This is a genomic window from Azospirillum humicireducens (assembly GCF_001639105.2).
GTDB classification, from domain to species: Bacteria; Pseudomonadota; Alphaproteobacteria; order Azospirillales; family Azospirillaceae; genus Azospirillum; species Azospirillum humicireducens.
Window position 1 is genome coordinate 109,196 of the sequence record NZ_CP028905.1, and the last position, 20,758, is coordinate 129,953.

At 70.8% G+C, this 20,758-nt stretch carries 11 protein-coding genes and 1 pseudogene; 5 read left to right on the forward strand and 7 right to left on the reverse strand.

The window, feature by feature from the left end:
• Positions 1 to 175: 175 nt before the first annotated feature.
• Positions 176 to 1,447 (forward strand): HAD-IIIA family hydrolase, encoded by a 1,272-nt coding sequence (locus tag A6A40_RS23595; protein ID WP_108548329.1) that lies wholly within the window; start codon positions 176 to 178, stop codon positions 1,445 to 1,447.
• Positions 1,448 to 1,463: 16 nt separating this feature from the next.
• On the opposite strand, the gene A6A40_RS23600 is transcribed toward A6A40_RS23595, so the two are convergent.
• The 5 genes and pseudogenes from A6A40_RS23600 to A6A40_RS23620 all read right to left on the reverse strand — a co-directional run bounded on the left by A6A40_RS23600 (position 1,464) and on the right by A6A40_RS23620 (position 8,201).
• Positions 1,464 to 3,449 carry an O-linked N-acetylglucosamine transferase, SPINDLY family protein gene (locus tag A6A40_RS23600; RefSeq protein ID WP_108548330.1) on the reverse strand — a complete coding sequence of 662 codons (1,986 nt, stop codon included), beginning with the start codon at positions 3,447 to 3,449 and terminating at the stop codon, positions 1,464 to 1,466.
• Positions 3,446 to 4,969 (reverse strand): tetratricopeptide repeat protein, encoded by a 1,524-nt coding sequence (locus tag A6A40_RS23605; RefSeq protein ID WP_108548331.1) that lies wholly within the window; start codon positions 4,967 to 4,969, stop codon positions 3,446 to 3,448. The genes A6A40_RS23600 and A6A40_RS23605 overlap by 4 nt, the downstream gene beginning before the upstream one ends.
• Before the next feature lie 133 nt (positions 4,970 to 5,102).
• Positions 5,103 to 5,984 (reverse strand): annotated as a pseudogene (locus tag A6A40_RS23610) (class I SAM-dependent methyltransferase); the annotation flags it as partial.
• Positions 5,959 to 7,680 (reverse strand): O-linked N-acetylglucosamine transferase, SPINDLY family protein, encoded by a 1,722-nt coding sequence (locus tag A6A40_RS23615; protein WP_108548332.1) that lies wholly within the window; start codon positions 7,678 to 7,680, stop codon positions 5,959 to 5,961. The pseudogene A6A40_RS23610 and the gene A6A40_RS23615, both read right to left, overlap by 26 nt.
• 8 nt (positions 7,681 to 7,688) lie before the next feature.
• Positions 7,689 to 8,201: an SIS domain-containing protein gene (locus A6A40_RS23620; protein WP_236784008.1), complete on the reverse strand. Its 513-nt coding sequence runs from the start codon at positions 8,199 to 8,201 to the stop codon at positions 7,689 to 7,691.
• Positions 8,202 to 8,503: 302 nt separating this feature from the next.
• Here A6A40_RS23620 and A6A40_RS23625 point away from each other — a divergent pair, with 302 nt between their 5' ends.
• The gene (locus tag A6A40_RS23625; RefSeq protein WP_236783995.1) at positions 8,504 to 9,058 is read left to right on the forward strand and encodes a hypothetical protein; all 555 of its coding nucleotides are present in this window, start codon (positions 8,504 to 8,506) and stop codon (positions 9,056 to 9,058) included.
• Between the two features lie 31 nt (positions 9,059 to 9,089).
• On the opposite strand, the gene A6A40_RS23630 is transcribed toward A6A40_RS23625, so the two are convergent.
• Positions 9,090 to 10,433: a tetratricopeptide repeat protein gene (locus A6A40_RS23630; RefSeq protein ID WP_108548334.1), complete on the reverse strand. Its 1,344-nt coding sequence runs from the start codon at positions 10,431 to 10,433 to the stop codon at positions 9,090 to 9,092.
• A gap of 207 nt (positions 10,434 to 10,640) precedes the next feature.
• On the opposite strand from A6A40_RS23630, the gene A6A40_RS23635 reads away from it, so the two are divergent.
• From A6A40_RS23635 to A6A40_RS23645, 3 genes are all read left to right on the forward strand, one after another.
• Positions 10,641 to 12,242 carry a tetratricopeptide repeat-containing glycosyltransferase family protein gene (locus A6A40_RS23635; protein ID WP_108548335.1) on the forward strand — a complete coding sequence of 534 codons (1,602 nt, stop codon included), beginning with the start codon at positions 10,641 to 10,643 and terminating at the stop codon, positions 12,240 to 12,242.
• On the forward strand, positions 12,239 to 15,250 hold the full coding sequence (locus A6A40_RS23640; RefSeq protein WP_236783996.1) for a glycosyltransferase family protein: 3,012 nt from the start codon (positions 12,239 to 12,241) through the stop codon (positions 15,248 to 15,250). Before A6A40_RS23635 ends, A6A40_RS23640 begins: the two co-directional genes overlap by 4 nt.
• A gap of 129 nt (positions 15,251 to 15,379) precedes the next feature.
• Entirely contained in the window at positions 15,380 to 18,490 is a 3,111-nt protein-coding gene (locus tag A6A40_RS23645; protein ID WP_108548336.1) for a M10 family metallopeptidase C-terminal domain-containing protein, read from the forward strand.
• 29 nt (positions 18,491 to 18,519) lie between these two features.
• Here A6A40_RS23645 and A6A40_RS23650 read toward each other — a convergent pair whose 3' ends face one another.
• Positions 18,520 to 20,751 (reverse strand): biotin/lipoyl-binding protein, encoded by a 2,232-nt coding sequence (locus A6A40_RS23650; protein ID WP_108548337.1) that lies wholly within the window; start codon positions 20,749 to 20,751, stop codon positions 18,520 to 18,522.
• Between the last annotated feature and the right edge of the window lie 7 nt (positions 20,752 to 20,758).

The following is a 20,758-nucleotide window of genomic DNA, read 5'->3' on the forward strand; positions in this document are numbered from 1 at the left end:
AACATCGTGGTCTCAAAGGGGAGGATGATGCGGCAAGGCCGCTGTTTCCGCCCTGTTCGCGGTGACGATATCGAAGGGTTGGACGGGTGGGAGGGGCCATGCTAGGTCCTTTTCCAGACCTTGCGCATCTTCCGCCGGAGAGCGCGTCCCGCCCCTGCTTTCCGTGATCGTTCCCATGACCATGCCCGTGCCCGAGCCGCTTCCGGCGCCCTCACCGGCCCAGCTCCCCCGCCAATGCGTCATCCTGGTCGGCGGTCTCGGCACCCGGCTGGGGGAGCGCACGCGCCTCACGCCGAAGCCGCTGCTGGAGGTGGCGGGCAAGCCCTTCCTAGACCATCTGATCGGCAACCTCGCCCGATTCGGGTTCGAGCGGGTGCTGCTGCTGGGCGGCTATCGCGGCGAGGTGCTGCGCGACTATTGCGCGGAGGCGGCCACGGCCGATGGACTCTCCAGCCGATTCGGCATCGCCCTGTCCTGCCTGATCGAGGGCAGCCCGGCCGGCACCGGCGGCGCCCTGGTCCAGGCGGCCGACGCGCTGGACGAGCGCTTCCTGCTGCTGAACGGCGATTCCTTCTTCGACGTCAATTATCTCGATCTGACGGCCCCGCTCGATGACGGCATGCTGGCGCGGGTGGCCCTGCGCCGGGTGGAGGACGCGGCGCGCTACGGAACCGTGCGGCTGGAGGGGGAGCGCATCCGCGCCTTTGCCGAGCGGCCGGAGCATGCCGGGGCGGGGCTCATCAACGGCGGCATCTATTGGATGGACCGCCGCATCCTCGACCGCATTCCGGCCGGTCCCTGCTCGCTGGAGCGCGACGTGCTGCCAAGCCTGGCGGAACGGGGGGAATTGGAGGGGCGCTGCTACGGCGGCGCCTTCATCGACATCGGAATCCCCGAGGATCTCGCCCGCGCCGACGAGCTGCTGGGCGCGTGGCAGCGCCGGCCCGCCGCCTTCCTCGACCGCGACGGGGTGGTGAACCTCGACCACGGCTATGTCCACCGCCGGGACCATTTCGACTGGGTCGAGGGGGCGGTCGAGGCGATCAAGCTGCTGAACGACCGCGGCTATTACGTCTTCCTCATCACCAACCAGGCGGGCGTCGCCCACGGCTATTACGAGGAGGCGGCGGTCAACCTCCTGCATGGCTGGATGCGGGAGGAGTTGCGCCGCAACGGCGCCCATCTCGACGACGTCCGCTATTGCCCCTACCATCCGGAGGGGGTGGTGGAGCGCTACCGCCGCGTCTCGGACTGGCGCAAGCCGGAAGCGGGGATGCTGCGCGACCTGATGGCCCATTGGCCGGTGGACAGCGCCGGCAGCTTCGTCATCGGCGACCGCGACAGCGACATGGCGGCGGCGCGGGCCGCCGGCATCCCGGGCCATCTCTTCACCGGCGGCAACCTGCTGGAGCGCGTGCGCGGCATTCTGGAAGCGGGGGAACGCTGAGCGCCGCGCGCCTCCTTCAGCCCGCCGGCAGCATGAAGCCCTGCGGCGGGCGGCCGGTGCTGTGCAGCGACCACATGACCTGATAGGCGCGCTCCAGGTTGCGGGTGAAGCGGTGGCTGTCGAACAGCGGCGCGGTCATCCTGCCATCCTCCAGCCGCTTGCGGAAGCCGGCCCGGCGCGCGGGGTCGCCGGCGAGCGCCACCGCCAGATCCTCGTACTCGGCCAGCGAGCGGGTGATGGTGTCGGGCAGCCCGGCCGCGCTCAGCAGGCTGGCCGCCACCCGCGACGCGAAGGTCCCGCCCAGGCAGGTCACCACCGGGCATCCCGCCCACAGCGCGTCGCTGGTGGTGGTGTGGCCGGTGTAGGGCAGGGTGTCGAGCGCCAGATCGGCGACGCGGTAGCGGGCGATGTGGTCGGCAAGCGGACGGGGCGGGGCGAAGACCAGCCGCGCCGGGTCGACGCCCTGGGCCTGCGCCTGGGCCTTCAGGTTGCCGGCGGCCAGCGGGTTGGCCTCGAACAGCCACAGCACCGCCCCCGGCACGCGCTTCAGGATGCGCATCCACAGCGCGAACATGGACGGGCTGATCTTGTAGGCGGTGTTGAAGGCGGCGAAGACGACGCCGTCCTCCGGCAGCCCGCACTCGGCCCGCGACGGCACCTGTTCCGGCAGCGGACGGCGGCGGTCGTTGATCTGGTAGGCGTCGGGCAGGATCGCCAGCCGCTCGGCATAGAAGGGCTGGTGCTCCGGCGGGGTGACGAAGCGGTCGCCGATCACATAGTCCATGTGCGGGCAGCCGATTGTGCCGGGATAGCCCAGGTAACTGACCTCGACCGGCGCCAGCCGGCGCGACAGCAGGTCGAGCCGGGTCTGCTTCGTGTAGCCCTTCAGGTCGATCATGATGTCGACGCCGTCGTCGGCCATGCAGCGGGCGACGGCGTCGAGCGGAACGCTGCGGATGTCGCGGAAGCGGTCGAAGGCCTTCACCAGCCGCTGGCGCATGGCGCTGCCGTCGTCGGGGCCGTAGGAATAGGCCAGCACCTCGAAGCGGTCGCGGTCGTGCAGCTCGAACAGCTCGGCCGCCAGGAAGGCGGTGGCGTGTTCGTGGAAGTCGGCCGAGACATAGGCGATGCGCAGCCGCCCGCCGGGGGACGGGGGCCGTGCCTGCAGTTGCGGCGGTGACGCGCGCTTGATCAGCCGGTCGAAGAACAGGCGGGCGGAGCGGTCCTGCTGGGCGGGGGTGGTGTCGATCGACAGGGTGGCCAGCGGGATGACGACGCCGCCGTCCCGGTCGATGATGTCCGTCACCCGTGCGCAGAGCCGGTCGTAATCGTCCCAGTCGCACAGCGTCTGCATCAGGTAGAGGTGGTAGCACAGCGCCTCGGTCTTGGCCGGGGACAGCGCCACCGCGCGGGTGTAGGCGGTCTTCGCCTCGGCCAGCCGGCCCAGCTCGCGCAAGCTGTGGGCATGGCCCAGCATCGCCTCGGCATGGCCGGGATCGACGGTCAGCGCCCGGCGCAGCGCGCGCTCCGCCTCGGCCACGCGATGGGCCTCGCGCAGGGCGACGCCGAGATTGGCCGCGGCGAGCGCATCGACGGGCCGCAGCCGCAGCGCGCGGGCGAAGTCGGTCGCCGCCCCGTTGCGGTCGCCCAGGGTCAGGCGGGCGGAGCCGCGGTTGACGTAAGCCTCGGGGACGGAGGGCGACAGCTGGACGCATCGGTCGTGCGCCGCCAACGCCTCGGCCATGCGGCCCAGCGACTGCAGCACCGTGCCGAGATTGCCATGGCTGTCGGGCAGTTCCGGCCGCATGGCGATCGACTGGCGCAGGATCGCCTCGGCCTCCTGCGGGCGGCCCTGCATCATCACCGTCACGCCCAGAAGCTGGGCGACCTCGCCCGTTCCGGGCGCGGCCTGCAGGATGGCCCGGCACAGCCCTTCGGCCTCCGCCATCCGGCCGGCGTGGAAATGCCCCAGCGCCAGCCGCACCGCCTCGTTCAGCGTCATCGCGGCATCTCCCAGCCGGCCGGGGAGGCGGCCCGTGCGGCGGCTTCCGCCGCCACATCGGCCGTCACCCTGGCCATCACCTCGGCCCAATCGTTGGACGTCGCCTGACGGAACAGGCGCATGGTCGGATACCAGGGGCTGTCGAGCCGGTCGCGCATCCAGCGCCAGTCCGCGAACCATTTCAGCACCACCCAGGTCGGCCGCCCCATGGCGCCGGCGAGATGGCAGACCGAGGTGTCGCAGGTGATGACCAGATCCAGGTTGGCCATCACCGCGGCGGTGTCGAGGAAGGCATCCGGCCCGGCGTCGAAATCCGACCCCAGCTCCGTCACCCGGACCCGGTCGCGCAGCCGCTCCAGATGGTCGAGGCCCGACACCTTCTGCAGGCTGTAGAGCCGGACGCCGGGCAGCCGGCCCATCGCCTCGAAGCATTCCAGCGGAATTGACTTGCCGGTCTCGTTGCCGTGCCAGTTGATGCCGACGCGCAAGCCCGGACGCCGGCCATCCTCCAGCCGGTCCAGCCGCTCGGCCCAGCGCGCCGCCAGCTCCGGTTCGGCACGCAGATAGGGCACGCCGCCGGGAACGGTGTCCGGCGTGGTGCCCAGCCGGTGCATCAGGCTCATCAGCGAGACGTGGTAGTCGTAGGCCGGCAGCGGCTCGCCGAAGGCGAACAGCCCGTCCAGGTCGGGGGCGGTGGACAGCACGCGCTTCAGCGCCGGCTGGCATTCGTAGAGCACCCGCGCGCCCATCCGCTTCAGCACGCCGGCATAGCGGATGTACTGGAAGGAATCGCCCAGCCCCTGCTCGAAATGCACCAGCAGCGTCCGGCCTTCCAGAGGCTGGCCCTGCCACAGCACGCCCGGCATGTTGCGCTTGCGCCAGACCGGCTGCTCCAGCCGGCCCTCATAGGCGACGGTGCCGTTGGGGTAGTCGCCGGCCATCAGCAGGCAGGTGCCGAGATTCTTGCGGTATTCCGGCTTGCCGACCTCGATGGCGAGAGCGCGGCGGTACTGCCGCGCCGCCTCATGCGGATGTCCGAGACTGAGGCTGACGGCGCCCAGATTGTTGTAGTTGGTGCCGATGTCGGGTTCGGCCAGGATCGCCAGCCGGTAGGCGGCGCGCGCCCTTTCCCCGTCGCCGGTGAACATGAACAGGTTGCCGAGCGTCAGCAGCGCGCCCGGATAATCGTGCTTCAGCTTCACCAGCGCCTGGAAGGCGATCAGCGCATGGTCGAGGTTGCGCTGGTCGAGCAGGATGCCGCCCAACGCGTTCAGCGCGTCCGGATAGGCCGGGCGCAGGCGCAGCGCCTGACGCAGCGGCTCCAGCGCCTCCTCCGGCCGCCCGGCGGCCCGCAGCGACAGGCCGAGGTTGCCGTGCAGGGCGGCGACACCGGGATGCTCGCCGGCCAGCCGGCGGAAGGTTTCGGCCGCCTCGCCGAAGCGGCCGGCCTGGAACAGGACGGCGCCGCCGTTGAAGGCCTCGATGAAGGCCGGTGAGAATTCGGAAATGACAACCCCCAACGCTTCGGTCCCGACCGCTGGACCCGCGGCTTCATTACCCCAAGAGGCCGGATGGCGGCAATAAAGGGCTGCCGCCTTCCTTCTCCCGCCGCCCTCCCGCCGTCTTATACCAGCGGTCATTGATGATGACCGNGGAAATCTCGTTGACCCAGGCGAGCCGCACGTCCTCCAGCCCGGCGCCCGTCATCAGCGCCTCCACCTCGTCGCGGCGCCAGTAGTTGGCGATCTTCGGCAGCATCTGGTCGAAGACGATGGAGCGCAGATGCGCGAAGTCGAAGCGGCGGATCAGGCGGAAATATTCCAGCCGGTCCAACCCCAGCCGCAAGGCCAGCCACAGGAGCGCGGTCGGGGGCAGCGACAGCGCATGGACCAGACCGATCGGCAGGCGGCTGAACAGCGCCTTGCGAAGCGGGTCGGCGAAGCGGACGATCCAGCCGTTGTTCTCGCGGCCATAGACCCAGATCATCACCCGTCCGCCGGGCTTCACCGCGCGGACCATGTTGGCGAGCGCCGTTTCCGGATATGCGAGATGATGGATGACGCCGATGGAGAAGGCGAGGTCGAAGCGCTCCACCTCGTCCAGCTCATAGGCGCTCTGGCGGCGCACCTCCATGGCCGGATGCGGCGCCAGCGTGGTGCGGGCGGATGCCAGGCTGCGCTCGTCGATGTCGATCGCCAGCCCGCCGGCCGCACCGTAGCTCATCGGCCAGTGGCTGTTGCGCCCCATGCCGCAGCCGACGTCGACGAAGGTCAGGCCGCGCCAATCCTCCGGCGCCATGAAGGGCGTCCAGCGGCGGAACTGCTCCTCGTAGATGCCTTTCAGCTCGGCATAGCGGCCCCATTCGTAGCCGAAGCGGTCGGCCGACCCGCTGTGCACCGCGGAAGCGGTGTCGGGGGCGGGGGTGGAGGGCGGCGCTTCGCTCATCGCGGCGGTCCGGTGTGGTGGATTGGAAGAGGGAGCTATCGGTAGAAGCCGCGGGGCAGGCTTGTCAAGCCGACCGCCCGGTTGCGGCATCGTCGCACCAGCGCCGCCACATCAGCCGGTAGGCGGTCTCCAGATTGCGCATGAAGCGCGTCTCGTCGCACAGCGCCGATCTCCGCACCCGCTCGCGCAGGCCCATGCGCAGGCGCATCAGCCGGGTCAGGTCGCCGGCCAGATCGGCGGCGATGGCGGCATAGCGGTCGGGAGTGGCGGCGACCAGCTCGGGCAGGCCGACGGCGGTCATCAGGCTGGCGCCGACGCGGGCGGCGTGGCGGCTGCCCGCCAGCGTCACCAGCGGCGCCCCCATCCACAGCGTGTCGCAGGTGGTGATGGTGCCATTGTAGGGATGCGGGTCCAGCGCGATGTCGATGCGGTTGTAGGCGGCGAGGTGCCCGGCGGCATCCTTGATGAAACCGACGAGGTCGAGCCGGGCCGGATCGACGCCGGCGGCGGCGAAGCGCGACCGGGTCATGTCCGCGGTGCCGGGATCGGACAGCGGCCGGTCCTTCAGCAGAAGGCGGGCGTCCGGCACGCGGCGCAGCACCTCGGCCCACAGGGCGACGGTGCCGTCGGTGATCTTCGACAGCTTGTTGAAGGATCCGAAGGTCACGGCCCCGGTGGCGCCCGCCGGCAGCGGCACCACCGGCGGGGCGGAGGCCGGCGGGCGGAAGCACAGGAAGGGAGCGGGCAGCCGGACCAGGGCTTCCACCGCATGGAGGTCGGTCGGGCCGATCGGATCGCTGACCGGATCGACGATCCGGTAGCCGACCGCCTCCATGCCGGTGCCGTTGGGGTAGCCGAGCCAGGTCACCTGCACCGGCGCGGGGCGCCGCGCCAGCATCGGAAGCCGGTTCAGCCCGGAATGGCCGGCGAGGTCGACCAGGATGTCGATGCCGTCGGCGCGGATCTGCGCCGCCAACGCCTCGTCGTCCAGATGGCCAATGGTGCGCCAGCCGTCGGCCTGTGCCTTGAAGCGGGCGGTGTAGGCGTCGGCGTGGACTTCCGGCAGGATCGAATAGCAGACGATCTCGAACCGGCCGCGGTCGGCGGCCTCGAACAGGGGCGTCAGGAAATAGGCGCCCAGATGCTCGCGGAACTCGACCGACAGATAGCCGATGCGCAGCCGCTTCTCCGGATCGGGCCGGTTGGCGTGCGGGACGGCGGGCGGGCGGCTCCCGTCGGCCTTGTCGCCGAACCGCTGGTCGAAGCGACGGTGCTCGGCCAGCAGGCGCTCACCCGGCAGGTCGAGATAGTTGAGGCACAGCAGCCGCTGGCTGGCGATGCGCGGGTCGTCGGGGGTCAGGGACTCGGCCCGGTCGAACAGGGCGGCGGCCTCGGCCGCCTCGCCGCGCATCTGCCGGACCACGCCCAGGTTGAACCACAACCCGGATCCCTGCCGCGGCTCCAGCTGGATGGCCCGGGTCCAGCATCGCACCGCCTCCTCCAGCCGGTCGCCGAAGGCATCGCTGCCCAGCCCGACCCAGGGCTTGTCATAGTCCGGCCGCAGGATCAGGGCGTTGCGCAGCGCCGCCGCCGCCTCGGCCGGGCGCTTCCGCTCGGCCAGGACGACGCCCAGGTTGTTCCACAGGTCGGCGGCCATGCCGTCCTGGGCCAGCAGCTCGCGATAGAGGGACTCGGCCTCCTGCAGCCGCCCTGCGCCGAGAGCGTCCAGCGCCCGGCGTTTCAGCGCGTCCTGGTCCTTGCGGTCATCCTGGGTGAGCGGTGCCATGGGCGCTGTCAGGCCAGCCGGGCTTCGACCTGTTCGCACAGGTAATGGTAGAGGCAGATGTGGACCTGCTGGATCAGCGGGGTGGAGCGCGACGGCACGTCGAGCAGGATGTCGCTCAGGGCCGCCATCTTGCCGCCGCCCTCGCCGGTCATGGCGATGGTGGTCATGCCCAGGCTCTTCGCCACCTCGAAGGCGGCGATCACGTTGCGCGAGTTGCCGCTGGTGGAGATGCCGAGGATGACGCCGCCCGGCTCGCCATAGGCCTCGGTCTGGCGCGAGAAGACGGTGTCGTAGGAATAGTCGTTGCTCCAGGCGGTCAGCACCGCCGGGTTGGAGCTGAGGCAGATCGCCTTCAGCCCGCGCCGCTCCTTCAGGAAGCGGCCGACCAGTTCGCCGGTGATGTGCTGGGCATCGGACGCCGAGCCGCCGTTGCCGCAGACCAGCAGCGCCTTGTTGGCGCCGAGCGCCGCGGTGACCGCCGCGACAGCGGCCTCCATCCGGGCCGGATCCAGGCTCTCCATGGTGCGTTGCAGGACGTCGATGGCGGCGGTGAGGCAGCCGTGCAGCAAGGGGGTGGAGGTGGCGGGGGCCATGGGCGGGATACCTTTGCGTGACCGATGGTGCGCGCCGGCGGTGGCGGGACGAGGGAGAGGACGGTCTGCGCACGCGCGCGCGCGCCCCGTGTGCAGCGGGCAGTGCATCCTATGGATCGCAGGGGCCTGTCAACTGCAAGCCGCGCAATGACGGCTTTCCCCCACCGGCCGGAACGCTTATTTTCGGTCCCGTGTCCCGGCGACCGGGGCGGAGATGCCAAGGGTGGCCAATGACGACGCGAACGGTCCGGCTGGGCCCCCTCAGCGTGAAGATGTACTGCGCGATCGGCATGATCGCCGTGTCCTGGGCCCAGCTCGAGGACATGGTGTCGCTGTGCATCTCCCGGCTGCTCGGCACCGACCACACCGAATTCCTGCCCGTCGCCTCCAACATGCAGGTCAAGGCCCGCTTCGACGCCCTGAAGGCCATCGCCGGCCTGCGCCTTCCCCCCGACGAGGCGAAGGCGCTGATCGCCCGCTGCGACGAGGCGCTGGAGCTGGGGCGGGAGCGCAACAAGATCCTGCACGGTTCCTGGATCCAGGGCGAGACCGACGACGTCGCCATCCGCCTGAACTACCGGGCCCACGGCCGCATCTCGGCCGACGCCCCGGTCATCTCCGCCCGCGAGATCGCCGAGATCAGCGACCGCATCACCATGCTGACCGAAGGCTTCGCCCAGACCCTGCAGCGCCTGGGCCTGTTCGACCCCAGGAACCCGATGCGCAACCCGGCGCGCGGCCCGGTGAACGAGACGGCCAAGCCGCCGGAAACGACGGCGGATTGAGGCAGGCGCCTGTCGTCCGGCCGCGCGTCCCTTAGCGCCATGCCTGGAACGGCACCAGCCCGCGGTTGCCCTCGGCAGGGTGGAGCAGCAGGCGGGGGGAGGGGTTCAGGGCGGCGGCGGTGGCGGCGAAGGAGCCGGTGCTGATCGCCAGGATGTCGGCCCGCGTCATCGCATGGAAATCCTGCAGATACTCCAGCCCCTCCCAGCGGACCGGGAAATCGGCCGGGGTGGTCGGATTGAAACGGGCGAATGCGGGGACCACGCTCGGCTCGTCGGTGGCGACGAACAGCACCGGGTCCTCCAGCGTCGGCCACAGCCCGTCGAGCCAGTCCAGATAGAGCGACAGCGGCGTGTAGTCCTGGTTCCACCAGTCGGTCTGTCGGATATGCACGGCGACCAGCGTGCGGCCGCGGCGGCGCAGAGCCTCCACCGGCGGCTCCAGGAAGCGGCTCCAGCAGGGGCGCGGGGTCAGCCAGGACAGGATATCCGCCTGCCGTTCCTTCAGCATCGGGTTGACCGGCGAGCCGCCCAGGAACAGGTCGCGGTCGCGGAAGGGATCTGCCACCTCCCCGTCGAATCCGTGGGCGAAATCCTTGCGCTGCCGCAGCCAGCCCTGGAACTGCGGCAACACCGACGGGTCCAGCCGCGGGTCGTCGAGGGAGAAGAAGGCGTGTCCGACCCAGTCGGGGGTCAGGAACTCCATCCCGTACTTCTCGGCATAGAGGCGCATGGCGACATACTCGTTCACCGTCTGGGCGAAACGGCCGTAGGAGCCGAGCGAGGCCATGGTCAGGCAGGGGCGGTCGCGCAGCGCCTCCCGCCGCCGGTTCCATCCGCCCTCGGTCCCCGGCGGCAGCGAGCGGTCGAAGCGCATCAGCGAATAGGCGATGTAGGAGGGCGAATAATTGCCCTTCAGCGCGACCGAGCGCCGCAGCAGCTCATAGGCGCCGTCGGTGTCGCCCTTGGCCCGGCGCACTTCGGCAAGCCCGGCCATCGCCTCGGCATAGTCGGAGCGTCCCTCGATGGCGCATTGGAAGGCCAGACCCGCCCGGTCGAGATGCCCGCACAGCAGCAGCACCTGCCCCAGATGATACAGGATGTCGGCCGAACCCGGTTCGCGGCGCAGCGCCTCCGCCAGGATCGGGAGGGCCCTCGCCGGCTCGCGGTTCTTGTAGGCCGAGATGCCCTGGATCAGCAGGGCGTGGGCGTTGCCGGGATCGGCGGCCAGAATGCGCTCGCAGATGAAGCCGCTGATGTCGAGCCAGCCCGAGTTGCAATAGTCGAGCGCCTGCCGGACGGCATCGGGAACCGTCATCCGCTGCCCCTGCAGGGTTTCGATCTCGATGGAAGCGGCGATTTCGGCGGAGTCGGCCATGGATAGAGTACCCAGAAAGGAAAGGCGCGCGCGCCCTGACTTGCACCCGCTCCGGCTGGAGGGTCAAGCTGCCTTGTTGCAAGCCTCGGCAATTTCACCGATCTTCCGTCGCCTTCCGGCTTCCCGATCCGGATATCCAATCCCTCTCCCCGCTTCCTCCTCTCCTTGCTCCGTCCTTCGTCCCCGGTTCCGGAACAGCGCCCGCGCATGACCTCGATCCACGACATCCTGACCCGGGCCGCCGACCTGCACCGGACCGGCGACGCCGATCTGGCGGCGAGGCTCTATCGCCTCATCCTGGTCAGCGATCCGGCCCATATGGATGCCCTTCATCTGCTGGGCCTGCTGCAGCGCCGCATCGACCAGCGGCATGGGACACGCATCGTTGCCCGCGCGCTTCGGCTGCAGCCGGACCATCCCGCCGCCCTGTTCAACCAGGCCGGCATCCTGATGGCCATGGGCCGGCTGGACGAGGCCACGGCGCATTTCCGCCGCAAGCTGGTGTCGGAACCGTCCTGCATTCCCACCCTGACGCGCCTGGGGACCGACGCGCTCGCCTGCGGACGGATCGACGAGGCCGAACGGCTTCTGCGCCGGGCCGCCGCGGTGGAAAGCGGCGGCGGCGCTCCCGCGGTGACCCTGCGCTGCGCCCTGGAGCGTTGCGCCACCGCCCGCAGCCTCCGCGACGATGCGGCCGACCCGTCCCTGCCGCCGGGTCTGATCGTCCGCGGGGTGTTCCGCGACAGCAGCGGCTATGCCTATGTCGTGCGCCGTTTCGTCCAGGAGCTGGTGGCGGCCGGGATCGCCGTCCGGCTGGTCGACCTGAACTATGGCCAAGGGGACAATCTTCCGGACAGCATGATCGATCCGCTGCTGCTCTCGCTCGACCGTCCGGTGCGGGCCAAGGCGGTGCTGTCGATCACCACGCCGCCGGCGGTGGAGTGCATCCCCGGTCTGAAGACCGTCAATTTCAGCATGTTCGAGGGGATCGACATCCCACCCCTGTGGGCGGGGCTCAGCCGGCGCCACGATCATGTCGTGGTCGCCACCGACTCCTCGCGCGCCGCCTGGCTGCGCGCCGGCCATCCGGCGGAGCGCATCCACATCTGCCCCGCCGGGGTGGACGGGATCGATCCCGGAGGTATCGCCCCCATCGTCATCACCGACCATATCGGCCGCCGGTTCGCCGATTACCCGGTGCGCATCCTGAACGTCTCCGACTTCAATGAACGCAAGAACCTGATCGGGCTCCTCCGCGTCTGGGTGCGGACGACGCGGCCGGAGGACCCGGCGGCCCTGCTGCTGAAGGCCGGCAAGGGCGGGGGGATCGCCGACAGGATCGGCGGGCTGCTGAGACAGGCGTCGGAGCAGGCCGGCCGGCCGCTGACGCAGGTGGCGCCGATCTTCCTGGTGGAAGGCAAGCTGTCGGATGCGGCGATGATGTCGCTGCACGCCGCCTCCACCCATTACTGGAGCATGTCGCACGGCGAGGGCTGGGACTTGCCGATGGCCCAGGCCGGCGCCATGGGCCTGACCCTGCTGGCCCCCGACCACAGCGCCTATCGGGCCTATCTGGACGAGCGGGTGGCGCACATGATCCCCGCCACGGTCACGCCCGGCATCGGCGGCTATGCCAGACAGGACTGGTGGAGTCCCGACGAGAACGAGGCCGCCCGGCTGCTGCGCGCGGTGATCGACGATCCGGCCGCCACCCGCCGGTCGGCGCAGGCCCACCTGCTGGCGCAGTTCAGCTGGCAGGCCGCCACCCGCCGGCTGATCGCCCTGCTGCGGGAGTGCGACGCGCTGTGACCCCTCCGCCCCCCTCCGGACTGCCCGATCCCGTCACGCTCTTCTGCTGCCTGGCCCCGCCCGGCTACTACCGCCGGCCGCTGTTCTCGGAGCGGGAGCTGTTCTGCGGTCCCGACTGCCCGACGGTGGAGGATGGCGACGGCTTCTCCTCGCTGAACACCCCGTTCGGCGAATATGATCTGCCGGCCGTCGTCGCCCGGCTGCCGGCGCACCAGCGCCCTGAGCTGATCGTGGTGAAGGCCGACGCCACCCGGCGCAACCTGCCCCGCGGGCTGGACCGGCTGCCGGGCACCAAGCTGCTGCTGGTCGGCGACACCCATCATTTCGCATCTCCCCTGCGCACGTTGCTGTCCTATGGCGCGATGGAGGATTTCGATGCGGTGATGCTCGACCACACCCGCCAGCACGCCCATCTGTTCCTGGAGGCTGGGTTCGATCGGGTCTACTGGATCCCGGCGGTCGATTACGGGCTGCGCCGGCGCGACATCCCGGCGGATCCCCCGATACCCCTCACCTTCGTCGGCCAGATCGGCACCTTCCATCCCTGGCGCCGCCATGTGCTGGACCGGCTGACCGCGGCCGGTCTGCCGCTGCTCGGCATGCGCGGCGAGCCGGAGAGGGCGGCCGACGTCTACGCCGCCTCGCAGGTCACGCTGAACGTCTCGCTGAATGGCGACCTCAACCTGCGCGTCTTCGAGGCGCTGGGCGCCGGCGGCTTCCTGCTGACCGACGCGCTGTCGCCGGAGGCCGGGCTGGAGCGCTGCTTCACCCCCGGCCGTCATCTCGTGACATACCGTTCGCCGGACGAGCTGGTGGATCTGGCGCGCCATTACCTCGACCACCCGGACCAGGCGATGGCGATCCGCCGGGCCGGACAGGCGCATCTGCTGGAATTCCACAGCCCGCAGGTCAAGCGCGCCCAGTTCTTCGCCGCCGTTTTCGACGACCGCGTCGATCCGGCGCTGGAGGTGCGCGGGGAGCGGCGCGGGCTGGCGCCGCGGCCGGCCCGCAGCCTCGGCTTCCGCCGCCGCCTTGCCGCCTACGAGGCGCTGCAGCGGCTGCAGCTGACGGCGTCGCGGCTGACCGTCCATGCCGGCGGGGATGCGGACGGTTTCGCCGCCGACCTGCGCCTGATGGCCCAAGACCTGCCGCGGGTGGACTTCGCCGCGCCGGGCGACGCGGCCGGCCCGGTTGCCCTGCCGTTGCCGCCCTCTGCCGAGCGGGTGCGGGATGATGCGGTGACGCTGCTGCCCTGGCCGGACCGGGCGGGGACCGACCGCCGGATGTCCCGGCTGCCCGGCGCTTCCGTCCTCTGTCCGACCGTCTCGGCGCAGGACCATGCCGCGGCGGCCGCCCATCTTGCCGGCTGGGGCTTCGTGCCTACCGAACCCGGCGGCATCCTGTTCCAATGCGCCGACGCCCTGCGCTATGCCGGCCGCTCGCTGTCCGACCCGGTTCCGGCGGAGGCACTGGACCCGGACCTGCGGCGCGCCCGCCTCGCGGCGCTGGAGCCGATGCTGCGGACCGCCGAGCAGATGGCCGGCGTCGCCCGGCTCGCCGCCCGCTTCGGCGAGACTGCCCTGGCGGAGCGGTTCCTGCTGCGCGCCGTCGGGCTGGATCGCCAGCAGCCGGATGCGCTCGCCGGGCTGGCCCGCCTGTGCGCGGCGGGCGGACGCCCGGTGGAGGCGGCCATCTATCTGAACGAGGCCCGCCGTGCCGCCCGGTTCGCCGGGATTGCCGATCCTGCCCCCGACCTGGACGCCGGCGCCGTCGCCGCGGCGGCCGGCAGCCATCCGTCGCTCGAGCGCTACCACGCGCTGTTCCGGCAGGCGACGGCCCCCTCGACCGGGCGGCCCCGCCGCATCCTGGTGGTCACCAACCTGTTCCCGCCGCAGGAATTCGGCGGCTACGGCCGCAAGCTGTGGGAATTCTCGGCCGAACTGATCCGCCGCGGTCATACGGTGAAGGTGCTGACCGCCGACATGCCCGCCCTCGCCCGGCCGGGCATGGCCGGGACCGAGGACATCGAGGGGCATGTCGACCGGTCGCTGACCCTTTATGGATATTGGAAGGACGGGCGGGCCTTCATCCACGACGATCGGGCCCATTGTGCCGCCCTGATCCGCGCCAACATCCGCCGCGTGCTGGAGACCGCCCGCGACTTCCGCGCCGACGCCTGTCTGGTCGGCAACCTCGACATGCTGGCGACCGAGTTCCTCGACCCGCTGACCCGGCAGATCGGCGTTCCGGTGCTGCATTGCCTGGGCAACCAGCATCCCGGCTACGCGCCCGAGGCGGCGCCCCGCTCCCCTCTCTACCGCGCCGGGCCGGCCAGCGGCTGGGTGGCGGAGCGGCTGGCCGCCGGCGGCTATGGCCTGCCCGCCACGGTGATCCATCCCGGCGCCCGCGTCGATTACTTCCACCGCGCGGCGATGCCCGCGACCGACCGGCTGCGCATCGCCTTCGCCAGCCTGTTCGTCAACTACAAGGGGCCGCAGACGCTGGTCAACGCGTTGGGAATTCTGCACCGCGAGGGCATCGACTTCGATTGCACCTTCGCCGGGGAGGCGCCGGATGCCGACCTTGCGGCCCGCTGCCGCGACTTCGTGGAGCGCCAGGGCATGGCCGGCAAGGTGCACTTCTCCGGTTTTCTCGACCGCCGCGGCCTGTCCGGCCTGTTCGCCCGCTGCAACGTCCTGGTCTTCCCCAGCGTCTTCCAGGAACCCTTCGGCATCTCGCAGGTGGAGGCGATGGCCGCCGGCCTGACCGTGATCGGCAGCGGCACCGGCGGCAGCGGCGAGGTGCTGCGCGACGGGGTGGACGGCCTGCTGTTCAAGGCGGAAGACCACGAGGCGCTCGCCGGCTGCCTGCGCCGCCTGATCGGGGACCGCGCCGGCTGGCTGCGCATGGCCCTGTCCGGCCGCGACCGCGCGCGCGACTTCACCGTCGCCCGCTCCGTCGACCGCATCGAGGCGGTGTTCGAGGAACTGATCGCCCGGAAGAGATGAGTGGGAGGGAGAGCCGCGGCGTGCCGTCCGACAGGAAAAAAGGTCCGGATTCGCCTCCCCTTTCGATCGGGGAATGAAAGATTGTAGAATAACGGAGCCGCAGCCCGCGGCGCGGATTTCCTCCCGGCGATGACGAACACCCTTTCCAACCTGTCCGACGGTCCGGCCGGCACCTTTCCACCCTGCGCCTGCCTGCTGTGCAATGCCGTCGGCTGGAGCGCCGCCCCCATCGCCGCCGGCATCGATCCGCAAGGTGCGCTGCCGCAGGGAGCCTCCTTCTCCACCATCTCGACCCTGCTGGCGACGGGGACGCCGCGCTGGGGCAGCGGCGGGGTCGGCAGCGGGGCGACGGTCAGCTACAGCTTCATGGAGCAGGCGCCGTCCTACGCCTCCGGTTCCGACACCACCGGGTTCGCGCCGCTGTCCGCCACGCAGCGCGACGCGGCGCGCCAGGCCTTCGCCGCCTGGAGCGCCGTCGCCAACATCTTCTTCGTCGAAACCTCCGACAGCGCCAACGGCGGGCAAGGCGGGTCGATCCGCCTCGGCACCAACCGGCAAAGCTCCAGCGCCGCCTACGCCTACTATCCGACCGGATCGCTCTATGGCGGCGGCGGCGACATCTATCTCGCCAACAACAGCTCGACCAACACCAGCCCGACGCCCGGAACCTACGGCTACCTGACCATCCTGCACGAGATCGGCCACGCCATCGGGCTGAAGCATCCCGGCAACTACAACGCCACCGGCGGCGGGGGCGAGCCGCCCTATCTGTCCTCGGCCGAGGACAATTACCGCTACACGCTCATGTCCTACAACCGGCACCCCAGCCTGGGCCTGAACGGGCTGGCGACGGGGCCGGCGCTGTACGACATCGCGGCTGCCCAGTACCTGTACGGCGCCAACACCGCCACCCGCATCGGCGACGACCGCTATGCGTTCGCCAGCAACACCGTCGCTGTCAGCCAGGCCATCTGGGATGCCGGCGGCACCGACAGCATCGACGCCAGCGGGCAGGTGTCGGCCGTCAGCATCGATCTGACGCCCGGCGCCTTCAGCTCCATCGGTCCCAACGGGTCGGGCGGGCTGGCGGTCGGCAATGTGGTCATCGCCGACGGCGTCACCATCGAGACCGCCATCGGCGGCAGCGGCAACGACATCCTGATCGGCAACACCGCCAGCAACCTGCTGACCGGCGGCGAGGGCTCCGACACGCTGACCGGGGGGGCGGGCGACGACACGCTGCAGGGCGGCGGCGGCATCGACACCGCGGTCTACAATGGCAGCCGCGCCTCCTACACCGTCACCGTCACCGCCGATCGCGCCACCATCTCCGGCGGCAGCGAAGGCACCGACACGCTGACCGACGTCGAATATGCCCTGTTCGCCGACACCCGGATCAGCCTGCTGCCCCCGGCGGTGACCGCCCGGACCGGCCGGGTTTCCATCGGCTCTTCGATCGGCCTTGCCAGCCTGGTGACGGCGACCGACCCGGCCGGCGGCCTCGTCACCCAATATGAGCTGGTCGACAACACCCAGGGCGCCGGCTCCATCATGGTCGGCGGGGTGGCCCAGGCGACGGGTGCCGTGGTCTCGCTGAGTGCGGCGGCCTTCGCCGGCGTCACCTTCGCCGCCTCCTCCCTGACCAGCCTCGACGCGCTGTCGGTGCGCGCCTACAACGGCGTGGCGTGGAGCCTCTGGATCGGCTTCATCGTCGCCTCCCGCCCCGCCAACCGGCCGCCGGCCGTCCAGTCGGACAAGACGCTGGTCGTGCAGGAAGGCGGGCCGGCCATATCGCTGGGCATCGATCGGCCGAGCGATCCGGACGAGGGCGACAGCATGGTCGTCACCCTGGCCCGGCTGCCGACCGGCGGCATCCTGCGGCTGGCGAACGGCAGCCCCGTCACCGCCGGCATGACGCTCGGCATAGCCGATCTGGCCGGACTGACCTATCAGGCGCCGTCCGGGACATCGGGGACGCCCGGCTCCTTCGCCTATACCGTCACCGACAGCCAGGGTGCGGTCAGCGGCCAGACCGTGACGCTGCGGGTCACCTCGCTGGCCGAGACGATGGCCGGGTTCGACCCGCTGGCCTACCTCGCCTCCAACCCCGACCTCGTCGCCGTCTTCGGCACCGACGAGGCCGCCGCGCGCGAGCATTACCTGCGCTCCGGCCGGGCAGAGGGGCGGGCGACCGGCTCCTTCGACCCGCTCTCCTATCTGGCGGCCAACCCGGACCTGGCCACCGCCTTCGGGTACGACCGCAACGCGGCGACCCGGCATTATCTGGCCGTCGGCCGCCGGGAAGGGCGCAGCGCCGGCAGCTTCGATCCGCTGGCCTATCTGGCTGCCAACGCCGATCTGGCCGCCGCCTTCGGTACCGATGCCGTCGCCGCCACCCGCCATTACCTGACCTACGGCCAGCGCGAGGGACGCGGCACCCGTTTCGACGGCTACGGCTATCTGGTGTCGAACCCGGATGTCGCCGCCGCCTTCGGGCTCGACCCGGCGGCGGCGGTCCGCCATTACCTCTCCCACGGCCGCCGGGAAGGGCGCGGCGTCGGCTTCGACAGCCTGGGGTATCTGGCCGCCAACACCGACCTCGCCGCCGCCTTCGGGCCCGACCCGGCGGCGGGGGTCCGCCATTACCTGTTCTACGGCCAGCAGGAAGGGCGCGGCAGCAGCTTCGACGCGCTCTCCTATCTGGCGGCAAATCCCGATCTCGCCGCCGCCTTTGGCACCGATTCCACGCGGGCGGCGGAGCATTACATCCGCTACGGCCGGCTGGAGAAACGCAGCACCAGCTTCAACGCCCGCGATTATCTGCTGACCAACCCGGACCTGCTGAGCGTCTTTTCGGGCAACGAGCAGCAGTTGAAGCTCTATATCGTCCTCTACGGCAACACGCCGCGGCGCGACGCCGCCGGCTTCGACGCGCTGAGCTATCTGGCCGCCAACCCGGATCTGGCCGCAACCTTCGGCACCGACACCGCGGCCGCCACCGCCCACTACCAGTCCACCGGACAGGCGGAGGGGCGCCCGGTCCGCTTCAACGCGCTCGCCTATCTGACGGCCAACCCCGACCTCAGTGCCGCTTTCGGCAGCGATCAGCAGCAGGCGCTGATCCACTTCATCACCTATGGCCGAAACGAACTGCGTCCCAACCCGATCGGCTATGTCCGCCCGTCCGGGGCCGGGTTCGCTGCGCCGAATGACGGGATGCTGGCGGCGGGGATGGGGTAGGTCGCCTGCCGCAATCCGGAAGGAGCCGGTCAGAACCCCGTTTCGCGGATCAGCACCGATGCGGCCACGCGCCAGAATCGTTCGGCGATGCTGCGGGCCTCGCCCGCCACGCGGACGATGCCGCGGGTGACGCGTTCCGGCCCCTGCTGTCCGGCAGCGGCAGGCCCGATGTTTGCCGGCTCGATGTCCAGGGTGATGCGGTAGACCGCCTCCACCGGGGCGAGCGCGCTGCGGCCGGCACTGCCATGCGGTTGGCCCGGTTGCGGTCCCGCCTGTCCCTCCACCGCCACCGGGCCGCCATTGACCGAGGCGAGCGCCGGCACGTCCAGAACCGAGACGGCGACCGGATCGACCGCGCGAACCCGCGCCGCGCGCCGGGGAGCCAGCGGGTCATCCGGGTGGAACTCCGCCCCGGCGCCCGGGCTCAGCCGGTCGAAATCGCCCTCGCCGACATAGCCGACCAGTTCGCCGCTGCCGGGCGCCACCACCATCGCCAGCGGCAGCTTCGGCCCGATCCAGCGGCCGGGGGTCAGCGCATCCTCCATGTCGCGCACGGTGCCCGACAGGGGAGCGCGCACCACCAGCCGCTCACGGCTGTCGAGAAGCCCCTGCCGCTCGGCGAGCGCGGCGGCCAGATCCTCCTCCATCGCCCGCACGCGGTCGAGCTGCTCGCGGCTGGCGGTCAGGCGGGCGATCTGCTCCTGCATCCAGTCGATGCGCAGTTCGGCCTGCCGCAGCTTGCCCTCCAGATCGGGGGCGGTCAGGCGGAACAGCGGCTCGCCCTCCACCACGCTCTGGCCGCGGGCGACCAGCGTCTCCTCCAGCCGGGCGGGGAAGGGGGCGTAGACGGTGGCGAAGCCGGACGCCCGCCAGACCACCGGCACCGAGACGGTGGCGGTCACCGGCAACAGGGTCAGCCCGACCGCCGCCGCCAGACCGGCCAGCGTCAGCCCGGTGCGCAGGTTGACCCGGAAGCGGTCGCGCAACGACCACCAGGCCTTCACCTCGTGCAGCAGGGGCCGCGCGATGAACCAGCCGATCTCGATGACGAACAACAGGATCCCCAATACCTTGATGGCGACATGGTAGACCAGCAGCGCGATGCCGAGGAACAGCACCAGCCGGTAGACCCAGGTGACGTAGGAATAGACCAGCAGGATGCGCCGGCGCGCCGCCGGCATCTCCTCCGGCGGGGCCATGCCGAGGCCGAACAGCCATTCCCGCAGCTTCCAGCGCGCCATGGCGAAACCGCGCTCCTGCAGGTTGGGCACGTCCAGCGCGTCGGACAGCAGGTAATAGCCGTCGAAACGCATGAAGGGGCTGATGTTGATCGCCAGTGTGGTGATCCAGCTGACCGTCGCCAGGAAATAGGCGGCACTGCGCAGCGGCCCGTCCGGCAGGAAGCTCCAGGCCAGGGTGGCGAAGACCGCGATCGTCAGCTCGGTGGCCATGCCGGCGGCTCCCACCGCCAGCCGCTGCCGGCGCGAGACCAGCCTCCAGGCATCGGTGGTGTCGGTGTAGAGCACCGGCCACATCACCAGGAAGGCCACCCCCATGGTCGGCACCCGGCAGCCGAAGCGCTTGGCGGTGTAGGCATGGCCAAGCTCGTGGCAGATCTTGGTGCCCAGCAGCGTGATGCCGTAGAGCGCCAGCCCTTCGGGCGAGAAGAAATGCTGGAAGGTGTGCAGGAAGGCGTCCCATTGGCGCGCCACCAGCAGCCCGGCCAGGGCGGCTGTCAGCAGCACCACGACCAGCCAGGCCCGGCTGTAGAAGGGCGCCACCAGCCCCACCGTCGCCGACAGGAAGCGGTCCGGCCGCACCAGCGGGATGCGGAAGAACAGGTAGTTGTGGACCAGCCACCAGAACCAGCCGGTTTTCCGCGCCGCCGCCTGACGCGCCAGGAAGGCGGTGTCGGTGGTGACGGTCAGGTTGTTGGCCGCCAGGAACTGGTAAAAGCCCACGACGTCGTCGGCCGACGGCTCGAACAGGCTCTCCTCCGCCACCGCCGCGGCGATCGCGCGCGGGTTGGCGTGGTGCCAGTGCGCGATCAGGGCGAAGCCTTCCGGCCCGATGCGGAAATAGCGGTTGCGCACCGGATCGTGGATGGTCCAGCCCGGCGCGCCGTCCTGCCCCGCCGGCGCCGGCAGCAGGGCCAGATCGTCGCGCAATCCGGGCAGCTGCAGCGACGCCAGCGGATCGGCCTGGGCGGCGGCGCGAAGGGTGGCGGCGGGACCGGCGGCGGGCGTAAGGGCGATGGACACGGGAGTC

Coding starts and splice junctions, on each gene's coding strand:
- A6A40_RS23595 (WP_108548329.1), top strand. CDS start 176: ATGACCATGCCCGTGCCCGAGCCGCTTCCGGCGCCCTCACCGGCCCAG.
- A6A40_RS23600 (WP_108548330.1), bottom strand. CDS start 3,449: ATGACGCTGAACGAGGCGGTGCGGCTGGCGCTGGGGCATTTCCACGCC.
- A6A40_RS23620 (WP_236784008.1), bottom strand. CDS start 8,201: ATGGAGAGCCTGGATCCGGCCCGGATGGAGGCCGCTGTCGCGGCGGTC.
- A6A40_RS23630 (WP_108548334.1), bottom strand. CDS start 10,433: ATGGCCGACTCCGCCGAAATCGCCGCTTCCATCGAGATCGAAACCCTG.
- A6A40_RS23615 (WP_108548332.1), bottom strand. CDS start 7,680: ATGGCACCGCTCACCCAGGATGACCGCAAGGACCAGGACGCGCTGAAA.
- A6A40_RS23625 (WP_236783995.1), top strand. CDS start 8,504: ATGACGACGCGAACGGTCCGGCTGGGCCCCCTCAGCGTGAAGATGTAC.
- A6A40_RS23635 (WP_108548335.1), top strand. CDS start 10,641: ATGACCTCGATCCACGACATCCTGACCCGGGCCGCCGACCTGCACCGG.
- A6A40_RS23645 (WP_108548336.1), top strand. CDS start 15,380: ATGACGAACACCCTTTCCAACCTGTCCGACGGTCCGGCCGGCACCTTT.